Origin of the sequence: Dyadobacter jiangsuensis, from assembly GCF_003014695.1 — a bacterium.
GTDB classification, from domain to species: domain Bacteria; phylum Bacteroidota; class Bacteroidia; order Cytophagales; family Spirosomataceae; genus Dyadobacter; species Dyadobacter jiangsuensis.
Map to the genome: position 1 here is coordinate 19,921 of NZ_PYAS01000025.1, position 15,741 is coordinate 35,661.

At 49.8% G+C, this 15,741-nt stretch carries 17 protein-coding genes; 8 read left to right on the forward strand and 9 right to left on the reverse strand.

Translation table 11 applies throughout. The annotated features are described in order from the left end of the window. Positions 1-59: 59 nt before the first annotated feature. The 5 genes from CLV60_RS31880 to CLV60_RS31900 all read right to left on the reverse strand — a co-directional run bounded on the left by CLV60_RS31880 (position 60) and on the right by CLV60_RS31900 (position 8,075). Complete coding sequence (locus tag CLV60_RS31880) at positions 60-1,400, reverse strand: murein hydrolase activator EnvC family protein (RefSeq protein WP_106599456.1); 1,341 nt, start codon at positions 1,398-1,400, stop codon at positions 60-62. 65 nt (positions 1,401-1,465) lie between these two features. Then, positions 1,466-2,341 (reverse strand): lipoprotein insertase outer membrane protein LolB1, encoded by an 876-nt coding sequence (gene lolB1, locus CLV60_RS31885; RefSeq protein WP_106599457.1) that lies wholly within the window; start codon positions 2,339-2,341, stop codon positions 1,466-1,468. After that, positions 2,331-4,112 carry a tetratricopeptide repeat protein gene (locus CLV60_RS31890; RefSeq protein ID WP_229211227.1) on the reverse strand — a complete coding sequence of 594 codons (1,782 nt, stop codon included), beginning with the start codon at positions 4,110-4,112 and terminating at the stop codon, positions 2,331-2,333. Before CLV60_RS31890 ends, lolB1 begins: the two co-directional genes overlap by 11 nt. A gap of 133 nt (positions 4,113-4,245) precedes the next feature. Beyond that, positions 4,246-6,681: a TonB-dependent receptor plug domain-containing protein gene (locus tag CLV60_RS31895; protein ID WP_106599458.1), complete on the reverse strand. Its 2,436-nt coding sequence runs from the start codon at positions 6,679-6,681 to the stop codon at positions 4,246-4,248. Positions 6,682-6,740: 59 nt separating this feature from the next. Next, on the reverse strand, positions 6,741-8,075 hold the full coding sequence (locus CLV60_RS31900) for an APC family permease (protein ID WP_106599496.1): 1,335 nt from the start codon (positions 8,073-8,075) through the stop codon (positions 6,741-6,743). Between the two features lie 106 nt (positions 8,076-8,181). On the opposite strand from CLV60_RS31900, the gene CLV60_RS31905 reads away from it, so the two are divergent. The 6 genes from CLV60_RS31905 to CLV60_RS31930 all read left to right on the forward strand — a co-directional run bounded on the left by CLV60_RS31905 (position 8,182) and on the right by CLV60_RS31930 (position 12,363). Beyond that, positions 8,182-9,300, forward strand: coding sequence for a sensor histidine kinase (locus tag CLV60_RS31905; protein ID WP_106599459.1), 1,119 nt, complete (start codon positions 8,182-8,184; stop codon positions 9,298-9,300). Then, a complete protein-coding gene (locus CLV60_RS31910; protein ID WP_106599460.1) occupies positions 9,297-9,992 on the forward strand; it encodes a LytR/AlgR family response regulator transcription factor in 696 nt (231 codons plus the stop codon). The genes CLV60_RS31905 and CLV60_RS31910 overlap by 4 nt, the downstream gene beginning before the upstream one ends. Before the next feature lie 122 nt (positions 9,993-10,114). After that, on the forward strand, positions 10,115-10,855 hold the full coding sequence (locus CLV60_RS31915; RefSeq protein ID WP_106599461.1) for a dioxygenase family protein: 741 nt from the start codon (positions 10,115-10,117) through the stop codon (positions 10,853-10,855). 92 nt (positions 10,856-10,947) lie between these two features. Beyond that, positions 10,948-11,670: a pirin family protein gene (locus CLV60_RS31920; protein ID WP_106599462.1), complete on the forward strand. Its 723-nt coding sequence runs from the start codon at positions 10,948-10,950 to the stop codon at positions 11,668-11,670. Positions 11,671-11,713: 43 nt separating this feature from the next. After that, entirely contained in the window at positions 11,714-11,947 is a 234-nt protein-coding gene (locus tag CLV60_RS31925) for a hypothetical protein (protein ID WP_106599463.1), read from the forward strand. Further along, complete coding sequence (locus CLV60_RS31930; RefSeq protein WP_170118922.1) at positions 11,944-12,363, forward strand: putative toxin-antitoxin system toxin component, PIN family; 420 nt, start codon at positions 11,944-11,946, stop codon at positions 12,361-12,363. The genes CLV60_RS31925 and CLV60_RS31930 overlap by 4 nt, the downstream gene beginning before the upstream one ends. Before the next feature lie 7 nt (positions 12,364-12,370). Here the strand turns inward: CLV60_RS31930 and CLV60_RS31935 are convergent, their stop codons facing one another. The 4 genes from CLV60_RS31935 to atpD all read right to left on the reverse strand — a co-directional run bounded on the left by CLV60_RS31935 (position 12,371) and on the right by atpD (position 14,918). Then, positions 12,371-12,781 carry a PIN domain-containing protein gene (locus tag CLV60_RS31935; RefSeq protein ID WP_106599465.1) on the reverse strand — a complete coding sequence of 137 codons (411 nt, stop codon included), beginning with the start codon at positions 12,779-12,781 and terminating at the stop codon, positions 12,371-12,373. Continuing rightward, a complete protein-coding gene (locus CLV60_RS31940) occupies positions 12,778-12,960 on the reverse strand; it encodes a hypothetical protein (protein ID WP_106599466.1) in 183 nt (60 codons plus the stop codon). Before CLV60_RS31940 ends, CLV60_RS31935 begins: the two co-directional genes overlap by 4 nt. A gap of 183 nt (positions 12,961-13,143) precedes the next feature. Then, positions 13,144-13,386, reverse strand: a complete 243-nt coding sequence (gene atpC, locus CLV60_RS31945; protein ID WP_090387034.1) for an ATP synthase F1 subunit epsilon — start codon at positions 13,384-13,386, stop codon at positions 13,144-13,146. Between the two features lie 17 nt (positions 13,387-13,403). Continuing rightward, positions 13,404-14,918 carry a F0F1 ATP synthase subunit beta gene (gene atpD / locus CLV60_RS31950; protein ID WP_106599467.1) on the reverse strand — a complete coding sequence of 505 codons (1,515 nt, stop codon included), beginning with the start codon at positions 14,916-14,918 and terminating at the stop codon, positions 13,404-13,406. Between the two features lie 267 nt (positions 14,919-15,185). Between atpD and CLV60_RS31955 the strand changes: the two genes are divergently transcribed. Further along, positions 15,186-15,419: a DUF433 domain-containing protein gene (locus CLV60_RS31955; RefSeq protein WP_170118923.1), complete on the forward strand. Its 234-nt coding sequence runs from the start codon at positions 15,186-15,188 to the stop codon at positions 15,417-15,419. Beyond that, positions 15,419-15,739: a DUF5615 family PIN-like protein gene (locus CLV60_RS35115; RefSeq protein WP_211302305.1), complete on the forward strand. Its 321-nt coding sequence runs from the start codon at positions 15,419-15,421 to the stop codon at positions 15,737-15,739. Before CLV60_RS31955 ends, CLV60_RS35115 begins: the two co-directional genes overlap by 1 nt. Positions 15,740-15,741: the final 2 nt, after the last annotated feature.

Here is a 15,741-nt window from a genome sequence, read left to right on the forward strand (position 1 = left end):
TGACAACGTCTGACTATTCTTGACTCTCCTCCCCAAGACGTCACAGCCAAGTAGAAACGCTACCGGTGCAACAGCCAGTTTTCGGGGTTTAGTCGGGAGGTATTTTTCCAAATCTGGAATTGCAATTCCGAGGTGCCGTCGCTGTCGGTGGCTACCCGGCCGATATTTTCACGTGCTTTTACCTTTTGTCCGGCACGTACAGCCACACCGGTCATTTTGGCGTAAATCGTCATATAGTTCCCGTGCTGGATCGCCACCACGCTCCCCATTCCGGGCAGCTCGGTTACGTCGAGCACCGTTCCGTCGTAAACCGACCTCACCGACTCCCCGGCGGTCGTTTGAATGTCAATCCCCAGGTTATCCACCATCACACCCTTCAAAACGGCGTGCGGGCGCTGGCCGAAATGGCTGGATACAAAACCTTTTACCGGCCAGGGCAGGCGATTCTGCGAAGCAGTGAACGACGAAGCCAGGGTGGTTTCTTCTTCGCTCATACCGCTCGAAACGACCGGCTCCTCCTCCACTTCTTTCGGCGCTTCTACGGCTGCCTCGCCTTTTTTCTCCCGTTCGGCATTTTCCCGGGCAATTCTTTCGCGTTCTGCCTTCCGGCGCGCTTCACGCTCCTCACGCTCGCGACGCTCCCTTTCGAGGCGTTCCTTACGTTCCCGCTCGGCAATGCGGCGGATACTGGCTTCCAAAAGGTCGGTAGCGCGTTTATTTTCAGCAATTTGCTTCCTCAGCTCCACTTCTTTCAGCGAAAGTTCCTGGATCACCTCGTTCTGTTTCACTTTCAGGCCTTCCAGTTTGGTATTCTCGGTTACACGTGTGTCGAGAACGTTTTTCTGCTGATTCTTTTTGGACGTAATGCGTTGGCGTTCAGCCATTACCTGTTTTTGCAAAGCATCAATCTCCTTGGCACGACCCTGACGTGCTTCCGTATATTGTTTCAAATACTTGTACCGGAGCACAAACTGGTTGAAAGTGCCCGCCGAGAAAAGGAAAACAAGTTGATTGAAATAGGCGTTCCGTTTCGATGCCTCATAAATCATATGGCCATACTCCTGTTTCAGCACCGCGAGGCTGCTGTCCAGCGACTGGCGCCGCTTTTCAAGTACTCTTAATTCGCGGTCGAGGATTTCCAGGTCGTCGGTAAGGAGGTCTATTTGCTTTTTGTAGGTATTGATTTGCTGGTTCAGGGCTTTCAGCTGGCCCAGGTTGACGTTCTTTTGGGAAGAAGTCTGCTTCAAGATGCTCTGAATTTCCCTGATCTTGCCCTGGTTTTCAGCCTTTTCGCGCTCCAATTGCTCACGGGTCTTCTGCGCAAATGCACCTGCGCACGCACAAAGCACGAATGTAAGCACTAACCAAAAACGACGGCTACCAGGGGTACGAAAGGGCATAATATTGATTCTTGCGGCCAAAAATACATCTCACGGCGGGCAAAGTTAAGCAGACTTTCTGTATTTTACCTTTTACGCTTGTAGCTCGAAGGAACATTAAACGGAAAACCGGGGCTTTGGTTTACCAATTCCACCTTGCTGTGTTTGAGGCGCATGGTTGTTTCGAGTTTTTGTTGTTCTTTGGAAAGCACGTTCAGGTTGATATGACTCATGAACGGGAACAGAAAGCTACCCACCGCCCTGAAATCCTCATAATCCAGTGTAAAAGTGTTCTGCGTAGGCACTTCCGTTGCTTTCAGGCGAGAAAGCTTCTGGTTCTTTTCGGCAATATAGTTGTCCACTTCCAGCCTGTCGACGGCCTGTTTGAGGATGTAGAAGTCATTTTCCTTTACAAAACGGCCGTTTTCCTGCATTTCAAAAGGCATATTACCGATGATGACCGATTGCAGAAGGTCGAAATTCAGGTCGAAATTATATTGCTTGCTCAGCTGGTCGTAATTGAAAACGAAGTAATCGCGGTGGATTTTGTCCATAAACACAATGGAATCCCGCGTAATGATGCCCCGCGCCACTTCCAGGCCCACACCCGTCACCGACAGCCAGATAATGCTATCCTTTTTCATTCGGATATTGACATTGGTATTATCAAAATCCTGCTTGGCGCTTTTGAAAGAAAACTTGGATTTGGCCGTCAGGTAATCGAAATCAACTTCGGCGACTTTCACAACCGGCATGGGCTCGCCGGCATCGGGTACTACCGCTACCGTATCGGCTGCGGCGGTGTCTGCCGCTATGGTATCTTTGGGTTCCGGCCCCCTGGTAATCAGGGTTGTATCGCTATCCGGTTTTTGAGAAACACTTTTGGAAGTACGTGGTTTGTGACAAGCCGTGAACCACATCAGAGATATGGCTACCAGCCCGACCGTAATTTTACTGCTCATGTAATGCACCTGTTGCTATTTTTTTGTCAAGAAGTTCGGTGGTCTCTCCCATTCTCTTGGCTTTTTTCCATTGGGCCACCGCATTGTCCCGTTCTCCTAGTTTGAACAGGACGTCCCCGTAGTGCTCAACAATTGTGCCACTCACACCACTGCTGTCGAGCATTGCCTTTTCGAGGAACTCCTTGGCTTTTTTGTAGTCTTTACGAATGTATAATACCCAGGCATAGGTGTCCAGGTAAGTGGGGTTGTTCTGATGCTGCTGTACGAGTCTTTCCGACATTTTGAGTGCCAAATCGAGCTTTTCTTTTCTCAGGGAAAGAAAATAGCTGTAATTGTTCAGGACGTGATCGTTGTCCGGGTCGGCTTTCAATGCGAGCTCATAGGCGGCATCGGATTTATCGTGGTCGCCAATCCCGTTGAACGCGTCGCCGAGTTGTGCGTGGATCAAAGGCAGCAACTGGGGATTTTCGCCGATCATTTTCAGGCTTTCCTCGAGAGACGAAGTAGCTTCCTTATAATTTTTCTTCATCAAATTCGCCGTGCCATTGAAATACCAGAACATGCCTTGGTTCGGGAACAATTCCAGTGCTTTTTCGGAATGCACCAGCATGCTGTCGGGCTGATTGAGCTGGCCGTCGAGCTGCATAATGGCAATCCATACTTGAAATACATTGGGATCGGCCGCTGCTGCTCTGAGGTATAGCTGCCGGGCTTCGGGATATTTGCCCTGGCGTGTGAGCAAATCGGCGTAAATCACAGTCGCTTTGGACTCGTTCGGGTGTGTTTCCGAGAGCTGGCGGGCGAGTGAAACGGCTTCGTTCACCTCATTTTCGGTTTTCAGCATCGTCAGGTAGCCCGAAAGCACGCGAATTTTAGGGTCAGCGTCGAGGTTCGGGTTAGCAAAAACCTGTTTCAACTCCTGGTTACATTTCTGCACGTCGCCATTCCTGCGGTAGATATCCGCCAGCAACACGTGCGCCTGCGCTTCGTCCGGGTTAATTTTTAATGCTTCTTCCAACGGTGCCACCGCTTCCACAATGCGGTCGTTGGCGATCAGCATTTCGGCCAGTTCCACGCGGTAGCTAACCTCGCCGGGTTCCGATGCAATCAGTTTTTTACCTTCCTCTAATGCTTTTTCAAGATTATTCTGGCGGAGATACAGCTGTTGCTTCTGGTGCGTGATTTCCTCGGTCACACCCATCGATTTTTCCAGCTTGTTGTAAGTTTCGATCGCTTTGTCGAACTGGTCGGCAAAAACGTACACGGCTGCCAGTTCTATTCCGTACTCGATATTTTCCGGGTTTTTGGCCACGAGCGTTTCGTAAATCTGGGCTGCTTCGGAGTATTTCCGGCGTTTCGCGTAGAGTTCTGCGAGCTGCTGGGAATAGAAGATATTCTCCTTATCGAGATCATGCGCCTTTTTGGAGGCATTGATCGCGTCGTCGTATTTTTCGAGTTTGATGAGCGCCGTAGCCACCAGGTAATGCGCGGCAGCGTCCTGCGGGCTGAGAAGTGCGAGCTTTTCAAACACCGGTAACGCGCGGTCGGGCTCGTCTTTCATCATGAATTTCATCCCCTCGGTCGCCATCGACTCCCCTTCCAGCCTTGTGAGCACGCCCTCCTCTTTAACTTCCTGTTTGTCACGATCCTTGCGACGCTGGGCATGGGCCGGCGTCATCAGCCAGGAGGCCGATACGAGGCAAATAAGAAGGGTTATTTTCAAATATTCGGTCCTCATATATGAATCGTGCGCCATCAGATCGTGGGTCATGACCGGCTATTTCAGTGTAAATAACAAAGTTACCAAATTTTGTCAGTATGCTCTGCCCAAATGTCTTTGCAAATAAGTATACTAACGTGGAAATACGGATAATCTTATGCCGGAATCAGCCTCCATTGCTTGGTTATCGCACCGGATAGGCCGATTTTCCAAAACCTGGCAGTCCGGTCGGGGTTAGCGCCTCCACGTGGATGTCGGCCGAGCCGGTGGCATCGGAATGGTAATAGCTTACCCGGGCCTTGCCGTCGCTACCGGTTTTGAGCATAGGTGCCCAGAAAACCGTCGACCGGAAATCGGGATTCGGGGCGGGAGGATTGGTTGGCCCGTATTGAGGTTTATAAAACTCGCGCGGGGTATGAAAACCGGCGATTTTGGTCACCAATACACCCGGAACAATGTCTTGTGAATAGTCGTAGTTCTCATTTCCGCGTTTGGTTAGCACCGAAATGACCCCGTTTCCTCCCCTGCTGCCGTATATCGCCGCCGAGGCACCTTTCAGCACATCGATCGACTCTACATCAAACACGCTCAGCGACGTGATCAGTTGCTTATCCACCGGCATACCATCCAGTACGAAAAGTGGCTCCCCTCTGTTGCCTCGTATCGACACCACCGCATTCATCCCCGAGCCCATCACCGATACGCCCGCAACGCGCCCTTGGAGCATATCCAGAATGCTCGTATAGCCGGCAGACATCTGAGGCGTCACTTTCAAGGTAGCATCAGCTGAACTATATAGCTTTCGCGAGTCGCGGGGTACTTCCTTTTTGGCCTTGATAGTGACTTCCCGCAGGAGCCGCTCCCGGTTTTCCCGGATTTTAGTGGAAATCTCCTGATCTCTGGCCGCATTTTTTAGGAAATCGGCGAGCCGTTGCGCGTCCACGGTTACAGGTTTGAAAGGAATTTTCACCACCGAAGCGCGCGGCGGATCGAACGGATTAAGAGTAAAGGACAGGTTTTGATTGCCCTTTTTATTCATCCCTTGCAGACGAAGCTGCAGAGAATCACTGAATGCCAGGTTGTAGACGGTAAAATGACCGTTTTCATCGGTTTCTGCCGTCAGGAAGTTGCTGAGGCTATCATTGCTGACAAAGAGCGACAGCACCGTTTTTTCGGTCAGTTTTTTATTATTGCGTTTCGTATCGCCTTCGAGCGTAATGCCTTGTTCCACATATCTTTTCGTCGGCGGAATGGAGTCGGCCAGCACATCTTCCCATTTGAAGCGCGTCCACCCTTGCGTCATCATGAGGTAATCGAGATGGATTTTACGCTGCGGTTTTGTCGGGTCGAGGTAATAGGCGGGTTGTTCTATAAATCCTTTTAAATCAGATGATAATAGCAAATAGGAGGCGATGTTTTGGTCCAATGGCTGCTGCAAAATCTGGCCGGCGTCGGTTACGGCCAGCGAAAGATTCGCCTCCACAGGTTTTCCCGCAGAGTCGGTGACGGTTACCTCCACATCGACTTTTTCACGCGGCTTGTACTCGGCCTTCGATGGCTTGATATTGACACGCAGGCTCCTCGAATGATCCACGAAAACCAGCCTTTCGCAAACGGGCTTGCCCGCGTCGTCGAAAAGCGTGAGATGTGTAATGCCGTCGGGCAATTCGGTGGTCGGTAGCTGCATCATTAACCCGCGGTTGGTGACCTTTCCTTTCGCCACAAACGCGACAATGCCGCGCGAATGTCCCACGACGTGAACCGGTATTTCTGTTTTTCCGGGGATTTTTGCATAAGCTATTACCCTCATTTTGAGTGGACTCGATAGGTTGTCGACCAGCATCGTAAAACCCGAATCGTGTATTTTCGGAAATGCAAACGGAGTGACTTTCCCGTCGTTTTCTTTTAAAAATGCCCGGTACGACTCCCCTGTTTTGGGTGCAAACTGAAACCGGCCCATTCCCAAATGCTCGCTTTTGAATGAGGCAACGGTATCGCCGCTTTGGCCTAGTACGAAGCCCGCCACCTCCTGGGCCAGCCCGGCTTCATTCACAGCTTTGAATGCAATGCGCGTGTTGATGTCCGCAACCAGCTGTCCACCCTCCGGGAAAAATTGCAGGTCTGTCTTTCCGGTATTGGTATTGGACGAGTTATTTTCTTCATAATCAAATACATATAAATTCTTTTGGAAGAAGAAATCTTCGGAAGAATTGCGCATCCAGTTGGTGTATGCGCGTATCATGTAAGCTCCGGGTGCGAGCGAGTCGGTGAGGACGAACTCGCCGTGGCCCACGCCTCCGGTCAATTGTACACGTTTCAAGGCCGCATTCCTGCCCGACCGCTGCTCGATCAGGTCCACGTAAAGGAGGTTGCTGGCGCTATCCGCGAGGTGCAGCGATCCTTCGGTAAGGTAGGCCTTGAACCAGAGCGTATCGCCGGTAACATAATAGGGCTTGTCGAGGTGGAGGTAGGCTTTTTCGACGGGCCGCGCGCTACGGTATTTAATTAATTTGTTGGAAATGAATTGTGTAAAATCTTCTTCCGACCATTGGAATGCAGCAAGTAGTAATGCAATGGCGGCTAATAGCGCACTGTTGATGAAGGGTTTTTTCCACGGCATGTTGTTGATCAAGATTTGTTATATATGCAATTTACCTAAAATAAACTTGCAAAATAATTCTATTGATTCAGCTTACTAACCAGCAAATAAACCGGATAGCTTACCATAAGGAACAGCAGTGCGTACTGACTGCTGGGAAGGTCCTGAACGATGGCGCCGACCAGGAAAGCAATGGACAGAATCAGCATTAATATAGGCAGAAAAGGGTAGGCGGGGACCTTCCACGGTCTGGGCAGGTCGGGTTCCTTTTTTCGCAATGCCAGCAGCGATGCGAATCCCGAGGTATAGCCTAGTACAAAAAAGAACGTGGCGATGTCGGATAACTTTTCCGTCGCATCTTTTCCAATGAGAATCAATGTGATAGCGACAGCGGAGGTAATGAGCATTGCTACCGCCGGCGTGCCGCCCTGGTTGACGGTAACCCCCGATTTGAGAAACAGCCCGTCGCGGCTCATAGAGTAAAGCACGCGGGGATTGAACAATAGCTGCGCGTTGACAATGCCCAGGATTGAAATCATGAGGAACAGCGTCACAATTTTGCCTGAACCTGCGCCGAAAATCAAGGTAATCGCATCCGCGGCGGCCAGTTTTGACTGGGCAAGCCTATCCATCGGCAATACATGGAGGATCGCCAGGTTGCAGAGCAGGTAAATCGCAATGATTACCAAAACGCCACCGATCATCGATTTGGGCAGGTTTTTGGAGGGATCACGGTCTTCCTCGGAAAAATAGGCCGCGGTATGCCAACCGTCGTAGGTGTAGAATATGGCTTGTAAGGAGAAAACCACGGGTGCTAGCCAGGAGCCGGTTTCGATGATTTTGCTCGTTGTTACCTGCGCTTCTGCTACCGTAACCGCATCTCCATACAAATAACAAACCGCCACGAATGCAAAAAGCCCGATACCTTTCAGCAAGCTCATGATGTTCTGAAAACTACTCGCCAATGCCAGGCCGATCCAGTGAATGACCGTGAGTGCAAGCAGGATAGCCGCCGCGACGTACGATTCGTAGCCGGCAAGCGAGGGGATTAGCAGCGCGAGGTATTCGCTCATGGTATACACCCCGAAACCGAGCGCCGAGCAAGTGCCGAGCCAGCTGTTGATCCCCACTACAAAGCCCGCGTAGTTTCCGAACGCACGCTGTGCATACACGTACCACGCACCCGCCCGCGGGACCGACGTGCCGAGTTCGATCGTACATAACGTCCCGAGAAATGCGTACAGGCTCACCCCGACCCACAAAGCCATGATCAGCCCCGGATCGCCCAATTGCGCCGCAATGGGGCCGGGCTTCCGTAGAATGCCGGTGCCGATGGTGCCGCCGACTGTCACGGCAACGCCGAATCCGACGCCAAGTATCTTGAAAAGTTCGTTTCGGGTAGAAGGTTGCTGCATTGCGGGAGTGAAAATGTGCTTTTCGAAAATAGGAAACTTTTTCTGAATGTAACTCCTATCTTCGTCATCAAATACAGGCGTAACCGCCAATCTCCATCGTACCGCCATGTTTAAGGTTAAGAACCTTTGGATCATTCATTTGCTGGGATGGGTACTGTTCATGAGCCTGCCGCTCACGATCGTTTCGCGTGCGCCCCGTGCCGACTTTCCGGTGCAGGTGCTGCAATCGGGTTGGTTCTGGCTTTTTTTTCTGGTATATGCGGCGTTGTTTTACGGCAACTTGCTGGTTTTGATCCCTAAATTGTACCTGAAACAGCATTATGTGGCCTACGGTGGCGTATTTGTGGGGCTATTCGTGCTGATTTATTTCTCACAGCCCTTTGAGAAGCTCATATTCAGGAAGTTTCAGCAGGAACAGCAGGGTAGGGAAGTGATGCCCGGGCCACCGCGGGAAGGATTCAGAGAGGGTCGCCCGCCGGGCCTGCCGCCCGGTCCTGAACCTCGCCGGATGCCGCGGCCCGCGCAGGAAAGGGCGGTCGATTTCGTGAGTTTGACGCTTTTCATAGTTGTTTGGGCAATAGCCATGGCGATCCGTATTTCGCGGGAATGGCGGCAATCGGAGCGGAGGGCGATCCTTTCCGAAGCAGAGAAGGCACATGCCGAACTTTCGTTCTTCAAAGCGCAGATCAACCCGCATTTTCTTTTCAATACCCTTAACAACATTTATGCTCTGGCCATTAGCAGCAGCGCGCATACGGCGCCGAGTATTCTCAAATTATCGCAAATGATGCGGTATATTACCGAGGAGGCGACCGAAAACTATGTTCCGCTGGAAGATGAGCTTGTCTGTCTCGAAAACTATGTGGAGCTCCAGAAGTTGCGGTTGAGTGCCAAAACCAGCCTGGATTTCGGTGTGCAAGGGCAGCCGGGAGGCATCAAAATTGCACCTTTGATCCTGATGACTTTCGTGGAGAATGCATTTAAGTATGGTGTAAGCAATCACCGAGAGTCGATGATACGCATTGCAGTAGAAATAATCGGGGACTCCATTCAATTCTTTTGCCAAAACCGGATTATCGAGCGGAGCAAAGATGAGGAACGTACCGGTGTAGGAATTTTGAATACTCAAAAGCGGCTGGATTTGCTTTACGGTGGGTCGTACGACCTCGATATACGTAACGACGGGGAAGTGTTTACGGTGAATTTAAAACTTTCGGGACGATGAAATGCGTGGTTATAGACGATGAGCCGCTGGCCTTGAGCGTACTCGAAAAATACATTGCAGCATTTCCGGTACTGGAATTAATCGGAACATACGACGACGCGATTGAAGGCGGGCGGTTCCTGAAATCCAATGCAGTGGATTTGCTTTTTATCGATATCAATATGCCCGACTTGTCGGGATTGGAGCTGGTTGCCAGGCTGGAAAACAGACCGATGGTCATATTTACGACCGCTCATAAGAAATTTGCCTACGAAGGATTTGAGCTCGAGGCGGTGGATTACCTTCTGAAGCCTATTACGATCGAACGGTTCGAAAAGGCTGTGCAAAAGGCCTCCGAGCGTTTTGAGCTGAAAAAGCCGAGGGAAAAGGAAGAGTCTATTGTGGTCCGTTCGGAGTACAAGGCGATCAAGATTGCATTGCATGATATAGCGTATATCGAAGGAATGGAGGATTATATTAAAATCCATTTGCTGAGTTCGCGGCATCCGGTCATGACGCTCATGTCGTTGAAAGGGATTCTTGAAAATTTACCTGAAAACGGGTTCAGCAGAATTCATCGCAGCTATATTGTGCCCAATTTTCAGGTAAAATCCATTCAGAATAAGAAAGTTAAGCTTTTGTCGGGTGTGGAGTTACCGGTAAGCGACAGCTATGTGGACTTTATTGAAAAGTGGAAGAACCAGCAGGCCTGATTTCAGAAAACTTGCCGATTCACCGGCAAAATCGGGCCGTTGACCGACACATTCCGCCTGTTCCGCAACAAAGGGTGAAACGAATACGATAATGTATTTAAACTCACAGAACTGCTGCAATTATGGAACGCAAAGAATTTTTGAAAAGAGGTTTTTCGGCATTGGGATTCGCGGCTATCATACCCGTGATCAGCTGCTCCAATGACTCCGTGGACCCGGTAGAAACCTCAACTGATACGAGCGGCTCTACGTCCGGGAGCACGTCGGGCTCGACTTCCGGAACCTGTACCGCGACAGCCTCTGAAACAGAGGGCCCATTCCCGACAAAATCGCCGGCGAGCCTCGTTTCCAACGACATTACCTCAGATCGCACGGGAACCAAGTTAACGGTCAACATCACCATTCAGGATAAAAACAATAGCTGCGAGGGCCTGGCGGGTGCATTGGTGGATATCTGGCATTGCGATGCGGCTGGTAATTACTCGGAGTATGGCGGTACAGGTATGCAATCGACCAACTACACCAGTGTGCATTTCCTCCGCGGTCGCCAAACGACCGATGCTAACGGACTTGTGACGTTTACCAGCATTTATCCGGGCTGGTATTCGGGTCGCGCGGTGCATATTCACGTGCATGTCTATAATGCGAGCGGGAAGTCGTTACTGGTGACCCAAATCGCATTTCCGGAAGACATCAGCAAGGTCGTATTTGCGCAGGGTGTGTACGCGAGCCACGGCCAGGCCGATACCACAAATGCGAAAGATAACGTCTTCGGCGACGGCGTCAGTACTGAGCTCTCGACTGTTACGGGGAGCGTTTCTGCCGGGTATGTGCTGACTCATGCGATTGTGGTGAGTGCCTGATGAACGTCGCCGACTGACGGCCCACCGCCGATGTCGAGCGAGGCAACGGATTGCCGACCGTGGACAATGATATACCCCTAAAATTCGATACGATGCTGACCCAAACTGATGCTCAAATATATCTGGAAAGCCTTCGCGGACGGTTTCAGACGGAGGGTTACCGGAGTTTCAGGACCTTCAATTTTGAGGAATACCATGCTGCCGATCGCGAGCCCTTTGGCACGCTGGAAGCAATGAACGACGAGACTTTGATGCCTGAATGCAGCCATACATTACGGGTAGAGCGGGTTTGCCAGGTCATTTTGTTGCCCGTGGTTGGGGCGATCGAGGTCGGGGAAAAGGGTGGGGAGCCCAGATTTGTCAATTCCGGTGAGGCGCTGTTCTTACTCGCGTCTCCCGATGAAGTATACATGATTACCAATCCGTACCCTGATGAAGCGATCAACTATTTGCAGATCAGGATCAATGACAATACGTCTTTAAGCACCCCGATGCCATTATCAGGCGTCACTGTTCAGTTTGATTTAAGTGAAAAAAATGTCCTTCTCCCGGTCAGGGGCCATAACGGAAGCTCCGCCCATCTGTTTATCGGCCAATACGACGGCCGGGAAGAAGGCATTTTCACCAGTTGGAGCCCCGATCACAGCGCATTTATTTTCGTGATTGAAGGGGCTTTCGAAGTGCAGAACCGGTTGCTCGAACGGCGGGATGGTCTGGCCTTGGGGAATGCAGAAGCAGTAGAATTCGAGGCGTTGTCGAATGGGGCGATTTTGCTGATTATCTCGGGGTTAGCCTTGGAAGGTAACCAAAGTTGATGTTTCCATGTTATATTGGTAATGCAATAACGTGCGCATTACTATGGAAATAATAATCGATATCCCTGAAAAAAAAGCTCCATTCGTATTGGAGTTGTTGAAAAGCCTGAAATTTCTAAAAATCAGACAGCCTGAGCCACAGGCTTCTTTCGTCGATTTCCGCAATGAATGGGCTGAGCTATCAGGCCGATTGCCACAGACGGATCCCGACATCACCGAGGAGGAGATTCTTGCCGAAATAAAAGCAGTTCGGGCGGCCAGGAGCACGAAGAAGTGAAAGTTGTTATTGACACAACAGATTACATAAGCGCCCTCATTGGAAAAACACATAGGGCTAAGTTGGAGCGTGTTCTGTTAAATGAAAGCGTCCAGATATTGGCTGATATTATTCTTCTGGAAGAGATCCGAGATGTCGCTTATCGTGATAAATTCCGAAAATATATTACAATAGAGGAGGCAGACCTGTTTATTGGTTCTCTAAAACGGCGGTTAAAGCCAATCATCGTTACTTCCCATGTCGAGGCGAGTCCTGACCCTGATGATAATTTTATCCTCGCATTGGCCAAGGATGGGCAGGCTGATTTCATAGTCACGGGTGATAAACCCGGTCTACTGAACCTCGAATCTTTTGAAAGCATTCCGATTGTTCGCTTACAGGCATTCTTAGATATTGTTGAGGGCAATTTGCCGTAACCTGTTCTTAAATATCATAATAACCCTCAGGAAGAGAAGTTTCGATTGAAGGTTGATAGTGAACAAAAACCAACTCACGGATTTTCTGAAAATGAGCATTCTGTGAAAGGAGTGGGATCGCCAGCGACATGGAAGTTGCTGCGACGAGCGCTTCCTGCAAGTTCAGATTGTAATGCCATTGAATGTAGGCAGCCAACTCTTTGACGCCGAAATCGACTTCCACAACGTAGCATTCTTCCAGAAACGTATCAACCCAGTTTTGATCCTCAGGATTGACATGTTTGGACCCCAGCAATTCGATCTCCGAAGCAAATGAAAGGTAAGCCTCGACATTTTGCAGTAGAGATCCAAGGTTGGCATCGCCTTCAAACAGGGAGACGACGATGTTGGTATCGAGCAACAATTTAGCGCCTTTCATCCCTTAGCTGGTTTTGAGCGTGTAGTCGGTGCTCCGTGGATTTTCAATATTCCAACATATTGTTCGGCATTAAGCCGCTTGCGGGTCTCCGGATATTGTGAAGCGGGGAAAAGTACCTTCCATTTGTTGCGCGGGAAGATGTCTGCCAGTGTCTGTCCTGTTTTTAATGTAAACGTCATGGTTCTTGCGGGTTTGTTGCGGCAAGGTTACCATGAAAATCGGAGTGCGATTGGACAAATGAGCTAGGTGGTGGGATGGATTATCCACCGGTCGTGCGCGCCATTTGATATAAAATGTTCTGTAAACAAAAACGCGGATGCCGTTTTCACAGCATCCGCGTTTTTGTATTCAATGTATATTCCTTAAAGAACGGCTTCGGCGAGAACCAATACTTTGTTATTCAGCACTTCCACAACACCACCGTCGATGACGAAGTTTTGCTTTGCAGCGCCGGTATCGACTACCACATCACCTTTGCCCAGCGTGCTGACCAGCGGCGCGTGACGGTTCAGAACCTGAAACTGTCCTTCGGTACCCGGTAATGTAACGGCAGTTGCCTCGCCGGCAAATACCTTTTTATCTGGGGTAATGATTTCTAAATGCATGAGTCAAAAGTTTTTGCTTATCTGCCTGCTTCCGCCAGCATTTTTTCTCCTTTCGCCTGAGCGTCTTCGATGGTTCCAACGAGGTTGAAAGCCATTTCAGGAAGGTGATCGTAAGCACCGTCCATGATCAGGTTGAAGCCTTTGATGGTATCGTTGATATCAACCAAAGTTCCTTTCAGACCTGTGAACTGCTCTGCTACGAAGAACGGCTGGGAAAGGAAGCGCTCTACGCGACGTGCACGTGATACAACCAGTTTGTCCTCTTCTGAAAGTTCTTCCATACCAAGGATCGCGATGATATCCTGCAATTCTTTGTAACGCTGAAGAATGTTTTTCACACGCTGCGCGCAGTCGTAGTGAGCTGCACCCAAGGTTTCAGCATTCAAAATACGTGAAGCGGAGTCAAGTGGATCCACAGCAGGGTAGATACCTTTCTCAGATACTTTACGGCTCAATACCGTTGTTGCATCCAAGTGAGCAAATGTTGTTGCCGGAGCCGGGTCAGTCAAGTCATCCGCAGGTACGTAAACCGCCTGTACGGAAGTGATTGATCCACGTTTTGTAGATGTGATACGCTCCTGCATCTGGCCCATTTCAGTAGCAAGCGTAGGCTGGTAACCTACCGCAGATGGCATACGTCCCAAAAGAGCGGATACCTCTGAACCAGCTTGTGTAAAACGGAAAATGTTATCAATAAAGAAAAGGATATCGCGGCCTTGTCCTTCGCCATCTCCGTCGCGGAAATACTCAGCCATTGTCAAACCTGACAAAGCAACACGAGCACGTGCGCCAGGAGGCTCGTTCATCTGGCCGAACACGAATGTTGCCTGCGAATCTTTCAGTGTATTGTAATCAACTTTGGAGATATCCCAGCCGCCTTCTTCCATGCTGTGCTTGAAATCCTCGCCGTATTTGATGATACCCGCTTCGATCATCTCACGCATCAGGTCATTACCTTCACGTGTACGCTCACCCACACCAGCGAATACCGAAAGACCGGAATATGCTTTCGCGATGTTGTTGATCAGCTCCTGGATCAATACGGTTTTACCTACACCCGCACCACCGAACAAACCGATCTTACCACCTTTTACGTAAGGAGCAAGAAGGTCGATCACCTTGATACCTGTGAAAAGTACCTCGGTAGCGGTTGCCAGCTCTTCGAATTTCGGAGCCGCGCGGTGGATAGAGATACCGGTTGAAGAATCAAGCGGAGTAAGACCGTCGATCGCTTCACCGATTACGTTGAACAGACGTCCTTTGATACCTTCGCCGATAGGCATCTTGATAGGTGCCCCGAGCGGAGTAACCTCCATGCCGCGTTGCATACCTTCAGTACTGTCCATCGCGATAGTACGGATACGGTCTTCGCCAAGGTGCTGCTGGCACTCGAGAACTACTTTCTGACCGTTTGGTTTGATGACTTCCAACGCATCAAGGATCGCAGGGATACGTCCGCTGTCCTCAAATGATACGTCTACAACCGGGCCAATTACCTGCGTAATTTTTCCTACGTTTGCTGCGTTTGCCATTATATAATTTTGATTATCTCGGATGAGGTTTTTTTCAGACCGCAAAAGTAGGAGATAATTTGGTCAGTACCAATAGCAGACGAGGCGAAAATTTGGATATTTTTTAGAAAATCACCCGTTTTTCCCGAAAACTGTGTTTAATATTTCCGGAAAGTGGGTTTGAGAGAGGTGAAGCGGGAACTTTTTAGGTGGGTTCCCAACAACTTCGGGGGTTGAGATAGTTATTAAAATCGCCTAAATTTGAATTGAACACCGATGAAAATGCAGATGAACACGCAACTTCTGGAACGAATTACATTTAATCCCAAGCAATGCGGGGGAAAACCTTGCATCAGGAATATGCGTATCCGCGTGACCGATGTGATTGAATTACTGGCGGCAGGTCTTACGCCGGAACAAATTGTTACAGAAGAGCTGCCGGACCTCGAACCGGAGGATATCACCGCGTGTCTGCTTTATGCAGCGGCCAAACTGAACCGCCCCGTTTTGCAAGCGGCCTGATGATCATACTCGACGCCCAACTGCCTCCGGCGCTCGCTGTCTGGATCACCGGGAATTTTGAAATCCCATGTTTTTCGGCCCAATTTCTTAATCTTCGTCATTCCGAAGACGAAGAGATATTCGCCTTTTCCAAAACAAAAAATGCGATTGTCATAACGAAGGACGACGATTTTGTCTCCTTACTCAATCGCTTCGGCAGTCCGCCGAAGGTCATTTGGTTGACTTGCGGAAATACATCTAAAAATAGATTGAAAGAAATTTTGGGGCAAATTTGGCGTCGGCATTGGCTTTGCTCGAAACGAACGATTTGGTGGAGATAACC

Coding starts and splice junctions, on each gene's coding strand:
- atpC (WP_090387034.1), bottom strand. CDS start 13,386: ATGCATTTAGAAATCATTACCCCAGATAAAAAGGTATTTGCCGGCGAG.
- CLV60_RS31955 (WP_170118923.1), top strand. CDS start 15,186: ATGAACACGCAACTTCTGGAACGAATTACATTTAATCCCAAGCAATGC.
- CLV60_RS31900 (WP_106599496.1), bottom strand. CDS start 8,075: ATGCAGCAACCTTCTACCCGAAACGAACTTTTCAAGATACTTGGCGTC.
- CLV60_RS35115 (WP_211302305.1), top strand. CDS start 15,419: ATGATCATACTCGACGCCCAACTGCCTCCGGCGCTCGCTGTCTGGATC.
- CLV60_RS31925 (WP_106599463.1), top strand. CDS start 11,714: ATGGAAATAATAATCGATATCCCTGAAAAAAAAGCTCCATTCGTATTG.
- CLV60_RS31895 (WP_106599458.1), bottom strand. CDS start 6,681: ATGCCGTGGAAAAAACCCTTCATCAACAGTGCGCTATTAGCCGCCATT.
- CLV60_RS31890 (WP_229211227.1), bottom strand. CDS start 4,112: ATGACCCACGATCTGATGGCGCACGATTCATATATGAGGACCGAATAT.
- lolB1 (WP_106599457.1), bottom strand. CDS start 2,341: ATGAGCAGTAAAATTACGGTCGGGCTGGTAGCCATATCTCTGATGTGG.
- CLV60_RS31935 (WP_106599465.1), bottom strand. CDS start 12,781: ATGAAAGGCGCTAAATTGTTGCTCGATACCAACATCGTCGTCTCCCTG.
- atpD (WP_106599467.1), bottom strand. CDS start 14,918: ATGGCAAACGCAGCAAACGTAGGAAAAATTACGCAGGTAATTGGCCCG.
- CLV60_RS31915 (WP_106599461.1), top strand. CDS start 10,115: ATGGAACGCAAAGAATTTTTGAAAAGAGGTTTTTCGGCATTGGGATTC.
- CLV60_RS31880 (WP_106599456.1), bottom strand. CDS start 1,400: ATGCCCTTTCGTACCCCTGGTAGCCGTCGTTTTTGGTTAGTGCTTACA.
- CLV60_RS31940 (WP_106599466.1), bottom strand. CDS start 12,960: ATGACGTTTACATTAAAAACAGGACAGACACTGGCAGACATCTTCCCG.
- CLV60_RS31920 (WP_106599462.1), top strand. CDS start 10,948: ATGCTGACCCAAACTGATGCTCAAATATATCTGGAAAGCCTTCGCGGA.
- CLV60_RS31910 (WP_106599460.1), top strand. CDS start 9,297: ATGAAATGCGTGGTTATAGACGATGAGCCGCTGGCCTTGAGCGTACTC.
- CLV60_RS31905 (WP_106599459.1), top strand. CDS start 8,182: ATGTTTAAGGTTAAGAACCTTTGGATCATTCATTTGCTGGGATGGGTA.